At 74.6% G+C, this 14,186-nt stretch carries 11 protein-coding genes; 6 read left to right on the forward strand and 5 right to left on the reverse strand.

Annotated features, from left to right (window positions below):
• Positions 1 to 126: 126 nt before the first annotated feature.
• Positions 127 to 681, reverse strand: a complete 555-nt coding sequence (locus WMF24_RS03420) for a sterol desaturase family protein (RefSeq protein WP_437734900.1) — start codon at positions 679 to 681, stop codon at positions 127 to 129.
• Between the two features lie 65 nt (positions 682 to 746).
• Between WMF24_RS03420 and WMF24_RS03425 the strand changes: the two genes are divergently transcribed.
• Positions 747 to 1,622 carry a lysophospholipid acyltransferase family protein gene (locus tag WMF24_RS03425; RefSeq protein WP_437734901.1) on the forward strand — a complete coding sequence of 292 codons (876 nt, stop codon included), beginning with the start codon at positions 747 to 749 and terminating at the stop codon, positions 1,620 to 1,622.
• On the opposite strand, the gene WMF24_RS03430 is transcribed toward WMF24_RS03425, so the two are convergent.
• From WMF24_RS03430 to crtD, 3 genes are read right to left on the reverse strand one after another with little or no spacing between them, the layout of a single operon-like run.
• Positions 1,579 to 2,784 (reverse strand): glycosyltransferase, encoded by a 1,206-nt coding sequence (locus tag WMF24_RS03430; RefSeq protein ID WP_437734902.1) that lies wholly within the window; start codon positions 2,782 to 2,784, stop codon positions 1,579 to 1,581. The genes WMF24_RS03425 and WMF24_RS03430 overlap by 44 nt on opposite strands.
• A complete protein-coding gene (locus tag WMF24_RS03435) occupies positions 2,781 to 3,683 on the reverse strand; it encodes a carotenoid 1,2-hydratase (RefSeq protein ID WP_437734903.1) in 903 nt (300 codons plus the stop codon). The genes WMF24_RS03430 and WMF24_RS03435 overlap by 4 nt, the downstream gene beginning before the upstream one ends.
• The gene (crtD, locus tag WMF24_RS03440) at positions 3,680 to 5,269 is read right to left on the reverse strand and encodes a 1-hydroxycarotenoid 3,4-desaturase CrtD (protein WP_437734904.1); all 1,590 of its coding nucleotides are present in this window, start codon (positions 5,267 to 5,269) and stop codon (positions 3,680 to 3,682) included. Before crtD ends, WMF24_RS03435 begins: the two co-directional genes overlap by 4 nt.
• A 99-nt stretch (positions 5,270 to 5,368) precedes the next feature.
• Between crtD and WMF24_RS03445 the strand changes: the two genes are divergently transcribed.
• From WMF24_RS03445 to WMF24_RS03465, 5 genes are all read left to right on the forward strand, one after another.
• A complete protein-coding gene (locus tag WMF24_RS03445; RefSeq protein WP_437734905.1) occupies positions 5,369 to 6,277 on the forward strand; it encodes a polyprenyl synthetase family protein in 909 nt (302 codons plus the stop codon).
• Positions 6,278 to 6,667: 390 nt separating this feature from the next.
• Positions 6,668 to 8,365 carry an acyl-CoA dehydrogenase family protein gene (locus WMF24_RS03450; protein WP_437734906.1) on the forward strand — a complete coding sequence of 566 codons (1,698 nt, stop codon included), beginning with the start codon at positions 6,668 to 6,670 and terminating at the stop codon, positions 8,363 to 8,365.
• Between the two features lie 142 nt (positions 8,366 to 8,507).
• The gene (locus WMF24_RS03455; RefSeq protein WP_437734907.1) at positions 8,508 to 9,596 is read left to right on the forward strand and encodes a MaoC family dehydratase; all 1,089 of its coding nucleotides are present in this window, start codon (positions 8,508 to 8,510) and stop codon (positions 9,594 to 9,596) included.
• Between the two features lie 121 nt (positions 9,597 to 9,717).
• Positions 9,718 to 11,850 (forward strand): ATP-binding protein, encoded by a 2,133-nt coding sequence (locus WMF24_RS03460; RefSeq protein WP_437734908.1) that lies wholly within the window; start codon positions 9,718 to 9,720, stop codon positions 11,848 to 11,850.
• Between the two features lie 163 nt (positions 11,851 to 12,013).
• Positions 12,014 to 12,559, forward strand: a complete 546-nt coding sequence (locus WMF24_RS03465; protein WP_437734909.1) for a hypothetical protein — start codon at positions 12,014 to 12,016, stop codon at positions 12,557 to 12,559.
• Between the two features lie 43 nt (positions 12,560 to 12,602).
• Here WMF24_RS03465 and WMF24_RS03470 read toward each other — a convergent pair whose 3' ends face one another.
• On the reverse strand, positions 12,603 to 14,060 hold the full coding sequence (locus tag WMF24_RS03470; protein WP_437734910.1) for a cyclic nucleotide-binding domain-containing protein: 1,458 nt from the start codon (positions 14,058 to 14,060) through the stop codon (positions 12,603 to 12,605).
• Positions 14,061 to 14,186 lie beyond the last annotated feature (126 nt).

The following is a 14,186-nucleotide window of genomic DNA, read 5'->3' on the forward strand; positions in this document are numbered from 1 at the left end:
TCCTTTCTCTCTCAAGAAGAGAAATGAGGCTTTCCTTTCCCTCTCGGGAAGAGAAAGGAAAGATATTTTTCTTTTTCTCTTTGCGCCTTTGCGTCTTTGCGCCTTTACGTTGAATTCTTCTTCTTCTCAGGCGTTGCCAATCCGGACATCACGCTCGGCGCCCGTGGCGTCGATGGCGTCTCCGGTGTGCGCGGCCTGCGCGCCGCCCGTGGCATGCGCGCCCGCCGATGCCCGCCGCGCGACGACGAGGGGCCCGAGGAACAGTCCGTACGGCGGGCCGCCGGTGCTGTGGTGGACGCGGTGCGCGTCCCGGACGCGCGCGAGGTAGGGGATGCGCGCGAGGCCCGAGACAGGGAGCCGCCGGTGGACGAGGCCGTCGTGGACGAGGACGTAGGCGACGCCGAAGGCGGTCATGCCAAGGCCGAAGCCGAAGGCCGCCTCCCGTAGCGGGCCCGGCGCGCCCACGCAGCCGTACAGGATGAGCCCGGTGGCGATCGGGGCGTGGAGGAACGAGAGCGCGTCGTTCCGCTCGAAGACGCCGCGCCGCTTCGTGTGGTGGGAACGGTGGATGCTCCAGAGGGCGCGGTGCCAGACCTTGCCGTGGAGGAACGCGGCCCACCCCTCCATGGCCGCGAAGGCGGCCAGGGACGTGACGATCCAGAGGACGAGAGAAAGCGTCATCGCGCGGTCTCCTCGAGCAAAAGCGCGGGCCGGGGCGGTGTAGGCTCCCGCGACGGGAGCCCGCGGTGATTCCAGCGCGCAAGCATCGGTGGTTCAACGCCTGGTTCGCGGCGCACGCGCGCGCGCGGATCCACGGCACGTTCGGCGCGGTCCTCGCGCGGGGGGTCGACGCGGCGCGCGCCCTCGCGGCCGAGGCGCCGCTCCTGCTCGTCGCGAACCACGTGTCGTGGTGGGATCCGCTGGTCATCCTGCACGCGTCGCAGCACCTGCTCGACGTCGACGGCCACGCCATGATGGACGCGGACAACCTCCGCCGGCTGCCGTTCTTCGCGCTCGTCGGGGCGTTCGGCGTCGACCTCGACCTGCCCTCGGACGGCACGGCCGCGATCCGGTACGCCGCGCGGCTGCTCGACCGCCCCGGCCGCGCCGTGTGGATCTTCGCCCAGGGGCGGGAGCGGCCGTCGGACGAGCGGCCGCTCGGCTTCCGCGCCGGCGCGGCCCAGATCGCGCGCGTCGCGCGGCGGGCCCGGGTGCTGCCCGTGGCGCTGCGGTACGAGCTCGCCGGGGAAGAGCGGCCGCGGCTCTACCTGTCGATCGGCGAGCCCGTGGCCGCGCCGCTCCGGCCGGGCGAGGCGGAACGCGGCGAGGCGGAGGCGGGGCGCGGCGAGGCGGAGGCGGGGCGCGGGGCGCGCGACACCGAGGCGGCGTGCGCGGCCCAGGAGGCGGCCGTCGCCGCGGAGCTCGACCGCATCCACCGGGCGATCCGCAAGGTGGCCGGCGCGAAGGACCTGGCCCTCGACGTGGACGGCTTCCAGTACCTCCACCGGGCGGAGCCCTCGGTCGTCGGGCAGGCGGCGGAGCGGCTGCTCGCTCACTGGACGCGACCCCGCGCGCCGATCACGCCCCGGCTTCCCGGAGGAGGCCGCGGCGGTCGATCGTGAACCGGCCGCTCCGCCAGACGACGGTGCGGGTCGACAGCGCCCGGAGGAACGCCGCGCCGAGGACGAGGTCGGCGAGGCACGCGTCGGCGGCCGCGGCGAAGAGCGACGCGCGCCGGCCGGCCCATCGCGAGGCGCACGCGGCGACCGCGACGCGGCTCGCGACGGCGATCACGACCGCGGCCGCCGCCGCGACCGGCGCGACGGGGGCGGCGAGCAGGGCGAGGGCGGCGATGAGCGGCGTCGCGAAGAAGAGCGCAGGGTAGCTCGCGAGGAGCGCGGGGCGCTGCGCGCGGATGACGGTGATCCAGCGCGCGTAGCGGGCGACGACGTCGCGGAGCGCCCGGCCCGAGGCGAGCGAGGGGGCGACGAGGGGCGCCGCGGCGATCGCGCCGCGCGCGCCGGGCCGCGCGAGGAGGCGGCGCGAGAGCTCCATGTCCTCGCCGAGGTGCGCCGTGAGCGCCGCGAACCCGCCCGCGGCGGCGAGCGCGTCGGCGCGGACGGCGAAGAGCTTGCCGACGAGCCCGCGCGGGTCGAGCCCAGCGAGCAGCGGGAAGGCGTGGAGCGAGGCGCCGAGCACCGCGGCCGAGGCGCGATCGCCGAGCGAGGCCGCCGGGGCGACCTCGACGGGCGGCGCCCACACCGCGTCGAGCGGCGCGGGGCGCGCGCCGTCGCGGAGCGGACCGACGAGGGCGTCGAGGTCGACGCCGTCGAGGTCGACGTCGCTGTCCGCGACGAGGACGGCGTCGAACGGCGCGGCCTCCCGGGCGACGACCGCGGCGAGCTGGGCCGCCTTCCGGTTCGGGCCGGCGGCCGCGGTGAGCGCGACCTCCGCGGGGATCCCGGCGGCGCGGAGCGCCTCGGCCGCGGCGGACGCGGCGGGGAGCGCGCCGTCGCCCGCGTCCGCCACCGCGAAGACGCAGCGCGCGGCCGCGGACAGCCGGGCGCCGGCGAGCGAACGGAGGGTCCGTTCGAGGTGCGGCTCCGGGCCGGCGCAGGGGCGCACGACGAGCACGCGCGCGGCGCCCGCCTCGGCAGCGGGCGCCTCGCCCGGACCGGCAGGGCGCCGTCGCGCGGCGCGCCGCGCCGCCTCGGCGGAGACGCTCGCCACCGCGAGCGCCCAGGCGAGGGGCAGGCAGGCGGCCGCGTGGAGCAGCGCGCTCACGGCTCCCTCCGCATGCGGAAGGGCAGGAGGAACTGGACCCAGGGGCTGACGAAGCGGTCGAGCGAGAGCGCCTCGTGCACGACCGTCGCCGCCTTGCCGCCGAACGTCGCCGCCGCCAGCGAGCGCGCGTAGAACGGCGTGTCCTCGTAGGTGCGCAGGAGCCGCGGCGACGAGCCCAGGTCGGCCGCGATGCTCCGCTCCATGCCCCAGCGCGTGCCGCCGAGCGGCCGCGGGAAGAGCGGCGGCAGCTCGCGCGCGCCGCCGCCCGCGTCGAACGCGCGCCCGACGAGCAGCCGCGTGCCGTCGCGGCGCTGGACGTCGTAGGTGAGCGCGACCCCGTCCGCGCCGAGCGCGCGCGACCAGGTCCAGCTCTGGAACGCGCGGTCGAGCGGCTCGTCGCCGGCGTTCGTGTCGAGGTAGGCGCTGCCGGTGAAGCGCAGCGACGGGTGCGTGAGCTCGACCTCGGCGCGCGCGATCGGCGCGAGCGGCGCCCACCGGTGCCGCCCCTCCCGGTCGAGCGCGACCGCGGCCGGCGCGCCGCCCGCCCCCGGCCCCGCCGCCTCCGCCCGCAGGCGCACCGACCCGGCGAGCCGCGTGGGGAAGGGCGCGGTGGTCTCGTCGAACGCGACGCGGAGCTCGCCCCCGGACCACTCCATCAGGCTCGGGCCGATGGCGAGCGAGCGCTGTGACCGGAAGACGGCGCCCCGCGGCCGCTCGGTGAGCGCCCAGCGGTCGGCGCGCGGACCGTACAGCGCGACGTTCATCGAGCAGTGCATGAGCGGGTCCGCGTCGTCGCCGTCGCCGTCGGCGCCGCGCGCGCGCGCGCGGGCGTAGTACGGCGAGAAGACGCTGCCGAGCAGCGCGATGATCGTGATCGCGCACCGGCGGTCGTCGCTCACCGCATCCAGGTACCACCAGGCATAGCCGCCGCGCGGGATCTCGAGGTCGAAGCGAGGTCCTCCATCACGCTCTGCGCCGCGAGCCGGCCGCTCAGCGCCGCCATCGGCACGCCCGCCCCCGGGTGCACGCTCCCGCCCGCGAAGTACAGGCCCCGGAGCTTCGAGCGCGAGGCCGGCCGCGCGAAGGGGGAGTTCCACCCGTGAGACGCCGGCCCGTACAGCGCCCCCCCGGTCGCCGGGAACAGGCGCTCGAAGTCCGCCGGCGTTGTCACCACCGGAGAGGGCCCGGACCTCGTCAGCGAGAGGCCGAACCGCTGCAGTTGATGGAAGACGCGCTGCTCGCATGCATGGATCTCCGTGGCTGAGGGGGGATGGGTATCACCGTTGGCGGGGGCGTTGACGATCAAGAACAGGCGCTCTCCGGCGCGCGCCCCCCCGGCGCCGCCGGGCGAAGCCTCGCCTGGCGCGGCGCCGCCGGGCTCGGGCGACGGCGCGTTCCAGCGGTCCTCGGCGCAGACGTACACCGTGGCGTCGCGCGGCAGGGCGCCGCGCTCGAAGAGGTCGCGGAACTCGGCCTCGTAGTCGGCGGAGAAGAAGACGTTGTGCCGGAGCAGCGGGAAGCCGCTCGCCTCGGCGACGAGCGCCCACGTGACCGCCGAGAGCGACCGCGGGGCGCCGGACGGGGCCTTGCGGGCGGCGCGCTGGCCGAACAGGCCGCTCCGCAGCGCCGCCGGGTCGGCGTTCATCACGATCGCGCCGGCCTCGATGCGCTCGCCCCCCTCGAGCACGACGGCCTTCGCGCGGCCGCCGCCGTCCTCGATGGCGGCGACGTGCGCGCCGCAGCGCAGGGTGGCGCCGGCGCGGGTCGCGGCCGCGGCGAGCGCCTCGGCCACCCTGTACATGCCGCCCTCGGGGAACCACACGCCCTCGCGCTCGACGTGCGCGATCACGCTCAGCGTCGCCGGCGCGAGGTACGGGGACGAGCCGCAGTAGGTGGCGTAGCGCCCGAAGAGCTGCCGCAGGCGCTCGTCCGCGAAGAAGTCGCCGAGCGCGCGGTGGAGGGTGCGGTGCCCGTCGATCTTCATGAGCCCGCCGACTCCCAGGGTGCCCGCGGTGCTCAGGATCGTCCTGAGGGTGGGCCGCTCCGCGCGCAGGAACGGCGCCTCGACGACGTCGAAGATGTCGCGCGCGTACCGGCAGAACCGGCGGTACCCGTCCGCCTCCCGCGGGCCGGAGAGCGCGCCGATCGCGTCGGCGGTGCGCTCGACGTCGGCGAAGAGGTCGAGCGTCGCGCCGTCCGGCCACGCGTGGCGCGCGAGCGTCTCGGCCGGGCGCAGCCGCACGTGGTCCTCGAAGCGGAGCCCGACCGACGCGAAGACCTCGTCGAACACCCACCGCATCGTGAGCACCGTGGGGCCCACGTCGATCGGGCGGCCCCCGAGGACCACCTCGCGCATCTTTCCGCCGACGCGCGCCGCGCGCTCGAGTAACACGACATCGAGCCCGCTCGACGCAAGGAGCGCGGCCGCGGTCAGCCCGCCGATGCCCCCGCCGATCACCACGACGCGATCTCTCGTGTCCGCCATGGGTCCGGAGTGTACTCGCCGCGCTCGCCGTGTCCATGCTTTGTGTAACTTGGGTACAAACCATTGACAACCCCCCGGACGTCCTCAACACTGCTCTCCATGGATTTCGACCGCCGGATCGAGCGCGTCCTCCTCGTCGCGATCGAATCGCTCGCGTCACCCGCGTCGCCGCCCGGGCTCCTGGCGGCGACGCACCACGCCGTCTTCCCCGGCGGCGCCCGCGTCCGGCCGAGGCTCTGCCTGGCGGTCGCCTCGGCGTACGGCGATCCCGCGCCGGAGGTCGCCGACGCGGCGGCGGCGGCGGTGGAGCTCATCCACTGCGCCTCGCTCGTCCACGACGACCTTCCCTGCTTCGACGACGCGCCGATCCGGCGCGGCCAGCCGTCGGTGCACCGGGCGTTCGGCGAGCCGGTCGCGGTGCTCGCCGGCGACCAGCTCATCGTGCTCGCGTTCGAGGCGCTCGCGCGCGGCGCGTTCCACGCCGTGGCGAGCGGCGTCACCGACGCGCGGAGGGGCGTCCGGTTCTTCGAGGTGCTCGCGGCCGGCGTCGGGATGCCGCAGGGGATCATCGCCGGGCAGGCGTGGGAGTCGGAGGCGAAGGTGCCGCTGTCGACCTACAGGCGCGCGAAGACGGGCGCGCTGTTCGAGGCGGCGGCGGCGCTCGGCGCGCTCTCCGCGGGGCAGGACGCGGCCGCCTGGGGCGATCTCGGGCAGCGCATCGGCGAGGCGTACCAGGTGGCGGACGACGTGCTGGACCTGATCGGCCGGCCGGAAGACATGGGCAAGCCGGCGGGGCGCGACGGGGCGCTCGGGCGGCCCAACACGGCGCTGGAGCTCGGGGTCTCGGGGACGACCCGGCTGCTGCAGCGGCTCATCCAGGACGCGATCGACGCGGTGCCGCCATGCCCGCGGGCGGACGACGTGCGGGCGTGGGCGGTGGAGCTGGGGGAGAGGCTGCTCCGGGCCTGCAGGGGACGAGGGGCGGGGGTGGCGGCGGTCAGCATGTAGCCCGGCCTGCGGTGGAGTCGGCTAGCCCGGCCTGCGGTGGAGTTGGCGGGGTATGTTGGGGCTGATCTGGGCGGCGTCCGAGACTGAGACGTTCCTGAGGGAACAGCTCCGATGACGTGTTGCGGGACGGAAGGAGCGAGAGGGCTCGGGGAGGGCCTTCAAAGCGCGTCAATCGAGGCCACCGGGGCTGCGCCCTGGCTCGACGAACACGCTTCAGGGTGACATCCTCGGCGAGTCTACGCGCCTCGAGGCGCGATGCCTTGGCGCGCAGAGGTGCTATGCCCTGCATCCGCCAGAATGGCTTGTCCGGGGGGACTTGGGATGAGGGCGATACGGGAGCAGCACGCCACCATCGTTTCTCGAAAGCTCGAGGCCGATAGCCCAGGAGGGATGCGCGAGGCGATCGGCTCCGTCGAGCAGCTCGCGCGCATGGCGCGAGGACGCCTGCGCGACCGCGTCGTGGACGTCGGAGGGCCGGCGACCACGGGGCTCCGGAGCGCGCCGAGGAGCGCAGGCCTCGCAAGGAGCAGCGCGGTGCCGCTGCACGTGTCGCGGATGCTGCTCGATCGGCACCAGATCGCCGCCCACGCGCTCGCCCACCTCTACGCGGAGATCGAGGCGTGCCGCGCGCTCGCGGGGTGGGCCTGGGAGGTGGGCGGCGGGGAGGCGAGGGCGGTCGCCGAGGCGCACACGGCGGCGCTGGTGCTCGCGCTGCGCGGGGGGGTCGACCTGGGCGGCGGAGAGATCGCGCCGCTCGGGGAGCTCGAGCTCCGCGAGGACGAGGTCACGAAGGCGATAGGGCACCCCGCGGTGGCGGCGTGGGCGCGCGACGCGGGCTCGGGCGCGGCCGTCGCGTCGCTCGCGCGCACGGCGGCGGAGCAGGGGACCCTCGGCGGCGGCGGCGCCGAGGACGAGCGCGTGGGGTGGATACGGCACAACATGCGCGACTTCGTCGAGCGGCTCGTCGAGCCGCTCGCGCCGGAGATCCACCGGCGCAACGGGCTCATCCCGGAGTCGATCGTCCGGCGCATGGGGGAGTTCGGGGTGTTCCGGCTGGCCATCGCGCCGGAGAACGGGGGCGACGGGCTCGGCGTGGCCGCCATGGTCGCCGCCATCGAGGAGCTCGCGCGCGGCTCGCTCGGCTTCGGCGTGCTCACGACGACCGCCGCCATCGCGGCGGACCTCCTCGCCCGGTCCGGCACCGAGCCGCAGCGACGGACGTGGCTGCCGCGCATCGCGGCCGGCGAGGCGCGCTGCGCCCTCGCGTTCTCGGAGCCCGCCTACGGCTCGGACCTGGCGCGCGTCGCCACGCGCGCGGAGCGCCAGAGCGACGGGAGCTACGTCATCACCGGCAAGAAGGCGTGGGTGACGGGCGCGTCGCGCGCCGACCTCGTGCTCACCCTGGCGAGGACCGCGACGCCGGGCGGACAGGGGCAGCAGCCGCTCGGGCCGAGCCTGTTCGCGATCGCCAAGCGGCGCGGCGCGCCGGGCGCCGACTTCCCGGACGCGGGGATCGCCGGGGCCGAGGTGCGGGCGCTCGGACAGCGGGGCATGGGGCACTACGAGCTCCGCATCGAGGGGCTCCACGTCGGCCGCGAGGCGCTGCTCGGCGAGCGCGAGGGCGAGGGGATCAGCCAGATCCACCGGGCGCTCGTCGTCGGGCGCATCTACGCGGCGGCGTGCAGCGTCGGCGTGGCCCAGGCGGCCCTGGAGCTCGCGCTCGAGCGGGCGAAGACGCGCGTGCAGTTCGGGTCGCAGCTCATCTCCTTCCCGCGCGTGGGGCACCGGCTCGGCGGGCTCGTCGCCCGCGTCGCGGCCGCGCGCCAGCTCGCGCGCGTCGCGGCGCAGGCGGCCGACGCGGGGAAGCCGTGCGAGGTCACCTCGGCGATGGCGATGCTCTTCGCGAGCCGCGCGGCCTGGGACGCGGCCGACGCCTGCGTGCAGATCCACGGGGCGAACGGCTACGCCGAGGCGTCGGTCCCGGCGAGGCTCCTGCTCGACGCGCGCAGCCTCTCCTTCCACCTGGGCACGCGCGAGGTGCTGGCGCAGGGCATCGCGCGCGCCCTCCTCGAGGGGGCGCTCCCCTGAGCGAAGGCGAGCGACGGCGCGCCGACGGGATCCCGCGCTGGCGCGGGGGCGCGCGGGTGGGCGGGCGAGCGCGGGCGCGGGCGGCGCTGCCGTCAGGCGCTGTCGTCAGCGGAACGCGCCTGTGACATGATCGCGCGGACCGATGGCCCGCGTCCGCTCCCCCCGCTACGGCCGCAAGCTCGACGATTTCACGGTCGGCGCGGTGTACGCGCACCCCTGGGACGTCACCGTGGACGAGGGCATGCTCGCGCTCTTCGCGGCGTCGTTCCAGGACGCGATCCCGACGTACGCGAGCCGCGTCGCGGCCCGAGCGCTGGGGCTCCGGGACAGGCCGGTGAGCCCGCTGCTGCTGCTCAACCTGGGCATCTCCTTCAGCGTTCACGACGTGAGCGAGCAGGCGATCGCGCACCTCGCGTACATCGACGTGCGCTTCCCGGACGCCTGCTACCCGGGCGACACGCTGCGCGCGAGCTCGATGGTCATCGGCAAGAAGCCGGTCTCCACCGGCGACAAGGGCGTCGTGCACGTCCGGACGCAGGTGGTGAACCAGGACGGGCTGCTCGTCTGCTCGTTCGAGCGCAAGGCGCTCGTGCCGTGCGGCAGCGTCGCGGAGCGCTCCGCCGACGCGCCGCACGCCGTCGTGCAGCCCGCCGCGCCGCCGGCGCGCCTGCCGGAGGCGCTCGACGGGCCGCTGCCGCCGGCGCCGCGCCAGGGCGGCTTCGCCTGCTTCTGGGACGACCTCGAGGTGGGCGACGTGATAACGCACGAGGTCGGCAGGACGGTCGGCAACAGCGAGCACATGCAGCTCGCGACCCTCCTGCGCAACTCCCACCCGCTCCACCTCGACGAGCAGTACTGCCGGTCGAGCTCCTTCGCCAGGACGCGCGTCGTCCACGGGGGGCTCGTGCTGTCCTGGGTGCTCGCGCTCTCGAGCAGGGACACGGCCGGGTGCGCCGTCTGGGACCTCGGCCTCGACGACGGCGCCCACCCGAGCGGCGTGCTCGCGGGCGACACGCTCTACGCCGCGTCGAAGGTCGTCGCGCGGGAAGACGCCGGTGCGGGCGCCGGGAGCGTCACCCTCCGCGTCGTCGGCGTGAAGAACACCCCGCCGCGCGCGCTGCTCGATCAGGGCGCCGACCTGTTCACCCCGGAGCTCGGCAAGACCGACGGCAGGGTCAAGGAAAAGGTCGTGGAGATCACGCGGACGCTGCTCGTGCGCCGCCGGGGCTAGGCATCTCCGTCCCGCGCGCCTGCGTCCGTCGCCGCAGAAGAGGGACCCCCCGCGCGGCCCGCCGCGGCATACAATGCGGCCCCATGAGCACCGCCGCGCGACGTCGAGGAGCAGGACGGCCATGAGCGCGGCGGCGAGCCGTGAGCTGGACGCGCTCCGCGCGCGCGTCGCGGAGCTGGAGCGCGAGCTGTCGCGCGTCCGCGCGTCGGGCCAGCCCGCCTCGGCGCGCGTCCCGCACGCACCGGCGTCCGGCGCGGGCGAGGCGCCGGGCATCGGTCCCGCCGAATGGGAGGCGCAGCTCGACGAGGCCGAGCAGGCGGCGCAGATGGGCAACTGGCTCTGGGAGCGCGACCAGAACGTCGTCACCTGGTCGCGGCAGCTCTTCCGGATCCTCGGCTGCGATCCCGCGAGGGACGCGCCGTCGACGGAGGCCTTCCTCGCGGCCGTCCACCCTGACGATCGCGAGCGGATGGCGGCCCTCCTGCAGCGGGCGATCGAGGCGAGAGAGGGCTCGGGCGCCGCCTCGTTCCGCGTGCTCCGCCGGGACGGCGCGGTGCGGGATTGCCTCCTGAGCAGCCTGCCCATCGTCGACGGGGCGGGCCCGCCGTCGCGCTTCTTCGGCGTCGTCGTCGACCTCACCGAGCGCCGCCGCGCCGAGAAGGAGCTCCGCCGCAGCGAGCGCATGCTGAACGAGGCGCAGCGCATCGCCCACGTGGGGAGCTGGTCGTACGACCTCGCGTCGCGCGACGTCCGCTGGTCCGAGCAGCTCTACCAGATCCTGGGCGTCGCCCCGTCGACGCGCCCGACGTTCGAGCTGCTCGCGAGCCTCATCCACCCCGAGGATCGCCACCGCGTCTTCGGCGGCGCGGAGAGCGCGTCGCCGCTCGGCATCGCCTGCCCCGTCGAGTGCCGCATCGTGCGCCCGTCGACCGGCGAGCAGCGCCACGTGCAGATGGCGGCGCAGCTCCTCACCGACGAGTCCGGGGCGATCACGGGGCTTGTCGGCACGAGCCTCGACATCACCGAGCGCCGGCGCCTCGAGGAGCAGCTCCTGCACAGCCAGAAGCTCGAGGCGATCGGCCGCCTCGCCGGCGGCGTCGCGCACGACTTCAACAACATGCTCACCGCGATCTTCGGGCACAAGGAGCTCGCGGCGCGCAAGGCGCAGCTGGCGCCGCCCGTCCTCGAGCACCTCGCGCAGATCGGCACCGCCGCGGAGCGCGCCGCGTCGCTCACGCGGCAGCTCCTCGCCTTCGCGCGCAAGCAGCTCATCCAGCCGACCGTCGTCGACCCGAACGCGCTCGTCCTCGGGGTGGAGTCGCTCCTGCGCCCGCTCGTCGGCGAGGACGTCGAGCTCGACGTGCTGCCGGGCTGCGAGGTGTGGCCGATCCGCATCGATCGCGGGCAGTTCGAGCAGCTCCTCATGAACCTCGCCGTGAACGCGCGCGACGCGATGCCCGGCGGCGGCCGCCTGAGAATCGAGACCGCGAACACGCACGTCGGCCCGGACGACGCGGCGCGGAGGCCCGAGATCGAGCCGGGCGACTACGTGGAGCTCACGGTCACGGACACCGGGCAGGGCATGGCGGACGCGATCCAGCAGTACGTGTTCGAGCCGTTCTTCACGACGAAGGAGCCGGGCAAAGGATCGGGGCTGGGGCTCGCGACGTGCCACGGCATCGTCAAGCAGCACGGCGGCCACATCTGGTTCTCCAGCGCCTCGGGCCAGGGGACGCGCTTCACGATCTGGTTCCCGCGCGTGCGCGGCGCGCCCTGCGAGCAGCCCGCGCGGTCGATCTCCGCCGTCGTCGGGGGCGAGGAGACGGTGCTCGTCATGGAGGACGAGGCGCAGGTGCGCGAGCTCTGCGTCTCCGCGCTGCGCTCGTTCGGCTACTCGGTCCTCGCGGCGCGCAACGGCAAGGAGGCTGTCGCGCTGGCCGCCGCCTACCCCGGCGCCATCCACCTGCTCGTGAGCGACATGGTCCTCCCGGACGCGCGCGGCCCCGAGGTCGTGTCGGCGCTCGCCCGCGCGCGCGCCGCGCTGCCCGTGCTCTACACGTCGGGGTACATCGAGGACGCCGCCTTGCCGGGCGGGCTGCGCGACGGCGCCGTCCACTTCCTCTCCAAGCCGTACACGCCGACGCAGCTCGCGCAGGCGGTGCGCGCCGTCCTCGACGCGTCCGCGCAGGCGCGGCGGGCGCAGGGCTCCGGCGACGCGCCGCCGCCGGCGGCGGCCGCCGAGCGCCTGCAGTGAGCGCGCGCGTGTGGTGTCGAGGGCGCGCGCGTGGCAGCGGCGGCGCCGGGGTGTGCGGCCGGCGCGCGCGGCGGGCCGCGGCGCTCGAGGCTGGCCCCCGCCGCGGGGGACCCTCTATCCTGGACGAGCGGCTTTCGCGATGAAGATCCGGGGCTCAGCGCTCATGCACGCGAGGACCTACCTGCTGACGCGGTGGGGGAGCCAGGCGATCTCGGTCCTCGACGCGAAGCTGCCCGCCAGCGTCCGCGCCGTCTTCTCCTCGCCCGACCTCGTGGCGCACAGCTGGTACCCCGTGTCGATCTGGAACGTGATCGCGGACGAGATCTCGCGGTGGCCCAACAAGACGGGCGTCATCCGCGATCTCGCGGGCTACGTGGCCGAGCAGGACCTGACGCTCGCGCACAAGGTGCTCCTCAAGCTCGGCACGCCCGCGCTCGTCATGCGGCAAGCCGGCGTGATGTGGGGCATGTACTTCAACGGGGGTCGGCTCGCCCCCTTCGCGGAGGGCGAGCGGTTCTTCCGCCTGATACTCTATCTCGGCGTCGATCCGCAGGCCGACCCGGGGCGCCAGACCTGCAGGGACGCGGTGCCGGCGTGGCAGGAGAACGCGCTGCGGCTCGCGGGCGCGCGCGGCGGCCAGAGCCTGCACACGAGGTGCCGCTTCGAGGGACACCCCACGTGCGAGTACGAGGTGCGCTGGCTCCGCTGAGCCCCGTTGAACCTCCGCTGGAGCGAGGCGGCGCGCGGGCGCGTCACGACCTGTTGCAGAAGGCGAACAGGTTGACCTGGGCCTCCTCGGCGCGCACCTCGACAGGGGTGCTCCCGAACTTCGAGCGGGCGAACAGGGCCTTCAGATCGTCGGCGCTGCGGTGGATGAGCTCCCACTCGAGCACGTGGTCCATGAAGGCCTTGCTCGGGTTGTTCACGCCGAAGTTGCCGATGACGGCGATGCCGCCGGGGAGGAGCTTGTCGTACATGCAGTTGAGGAGGCTCACGACGAGATCGTCGCGCAGGTAGTCGGTGAGCCCGATGCTGTAGATCATGTGCTGGGGCTTGAGCACCGTCCTGCCGCGGCCGTGGGCGAGCCGCACGACGTTGTCCTGGGCGAAGCTGAAGCGATCCATCACGCCGAGCTGGTCCGCGATGCCGGCGGCGTAGGCGAGCGCCTGGTTGTCGATATCGATGCACGTCGCCTTGATGTCGGGCGGCTCGCTGCCGTCCGCGAACAGGTCGAAGAGCTCCCGGGCGGGGCCGCTCGCGAGGCTCGTGATGAGGACCGGGCCGGACGCGTGGACGCGGCACGCCTCGCGGATGGCGCGGCTCAGGACGCCCCGGCGGTTCTTGACGGCGCGGCAGGCCTCGAGCTCGAGCCCCCAGTGGTCGATGAAGCGGCCGAGCCGGCCGTCGCCCGCGGGCTCGTCGTTGTACATCATCTCGATGGTGTAGAAATCGCCCGCGTAGCCGCGCGGCTTCGTGTAGCAGCGGTCGACGGTGCGGCTCAGCATGAAGAGCGAGAAGGTCTCGCGGAACACGTAGGCGCCGATGCCCTTCTCGAGGTGGCGCTCGCGCTCGATGTGCTCGCGGAGCGCGGACACGATGGTCTGGCACGCCGCGCTCACCTTCTCCTGGATCTCCGCCTCGGGTTGCTTGCCTTCCTTCACCATCCTGTCGGCGATCATCATCTCGAACTTGAACTGTTCGACCGTGTCGATGAGCTTGGGAGGGATGTTGTTGGTGCCGGCCTGGCCCGTCCTCGCCGCGTGAAAGCGGTTGACCTGCGGCACGTCCTCGACGAGGAGCGGGGGGAGCATCGCGGTGTTCTCGCGGAGGCGCTGGGCGAGCATGATCGCGAGCGACTGGTAGAAGCGCGCGGCGAGGCCGGGGACCGAGGCAAGGAGGGAGTGGACATAGGGGCCCTCGATGACGTCGAGCGTGCACTCCTCGCGGGCGACGACGGAGGCGCTCGCGGCGGCGCTCTCGAGGAACGACATCTCGCCGAAGATGGCGCCGGGGCCGAGCTGGCGAAGCGCGACGCCGCGCCCGAGGTGGGCGACCTCGACCCCGACGAGGCCGCTGCGCACGATGAAGATGCCCTGCCTGCGCGAGCCCTCCTCGAGGATCTGCTCGCCTGGCCGGTAGGTGACGCAGGTCGACTTCTCCAGCAGCAATCGCTCGTCATCCTGGGTCAAGAACTCGAAACCTGTCGTCATGATGCCTCCCGACCAGCACGGGCGCCTCGACGTCGCGGGGAGCCGGGTTCCTCCCCCCCGACGCGGCGACGGGGACGTCCACGCGCGCCCCTTCTACCACGACGCATCGCGCCCCCGCTGGCGCTT

The organism is Sorangium sp. So ce1335 (assembly GCF_051521615.1).
Taxonomy (GTDB): Bacteria; Myxococcota_A; Polyangia; order Polyangiales; family Polyangiaceae; genus Sorangium.

Excerpts from the sequence above, each read along its gene's own strand:
- WMF24_RS03420 (WP_437734900.1), bottom strand. The coding sequence starts at position 681 with ATGACGCTTTCTCTCGTCCTCTGGATCGTCACGTCCCTGGCCGCCTTC.
- WMF24_RS03445 (WP_437734905.1), top strand. The coding sequence starts at position 5,369 with ATGGATTTCGACCGCCGGATCGAGCGCGTCCTCCTCGTCGCGATCGAA.
- WMF24_RS03465 (WP_437734909.1), top strand. The coding sequence starts at position 12,014 with ATGCACGCGAGGACCTACCTGCTGACGCGGTGGGGGAGCCAGGCGATC.
- WMF24_RS03455 (WP_437734907.1), top strand. The coding sequence starts at position 8,508 with ATGGCCCGCGTCCGCTCCCCCCGCTACGGCCGCAAGCTCGACGATTTC.
- WMF24_RS03470 (WP_437734910.1), bottom strand. The coding sequence starts at position 14,060 with ATGACGACAGGTTTCGAGTTCTTGACCCAGGATGACGAGCGATTGCTG.
- WMF24_RS03450 (WP_437734906.1), top strand. The coding sequence starts at position 6,668 with ATGCGCGAGGCGATCGGCTCCGTCGAGCAGCTCGCGCGCATGGCGCGA.
- WMF24_RS03460 (WP_437734908.1), top strand. The coding sequence starts at position 9,718 with ATGAGCGCGGCGGCGAGCCGTGAGCTGGACGCGCTCCGCGCGCGCGTC.
- crtD (WP_437734904.1), bottom strand. The coding sequence starts at position 5,269 with ATGGCGGACACGAGAGATCGCGTCGTGGTGATCGGCGGGGGCATCGGC.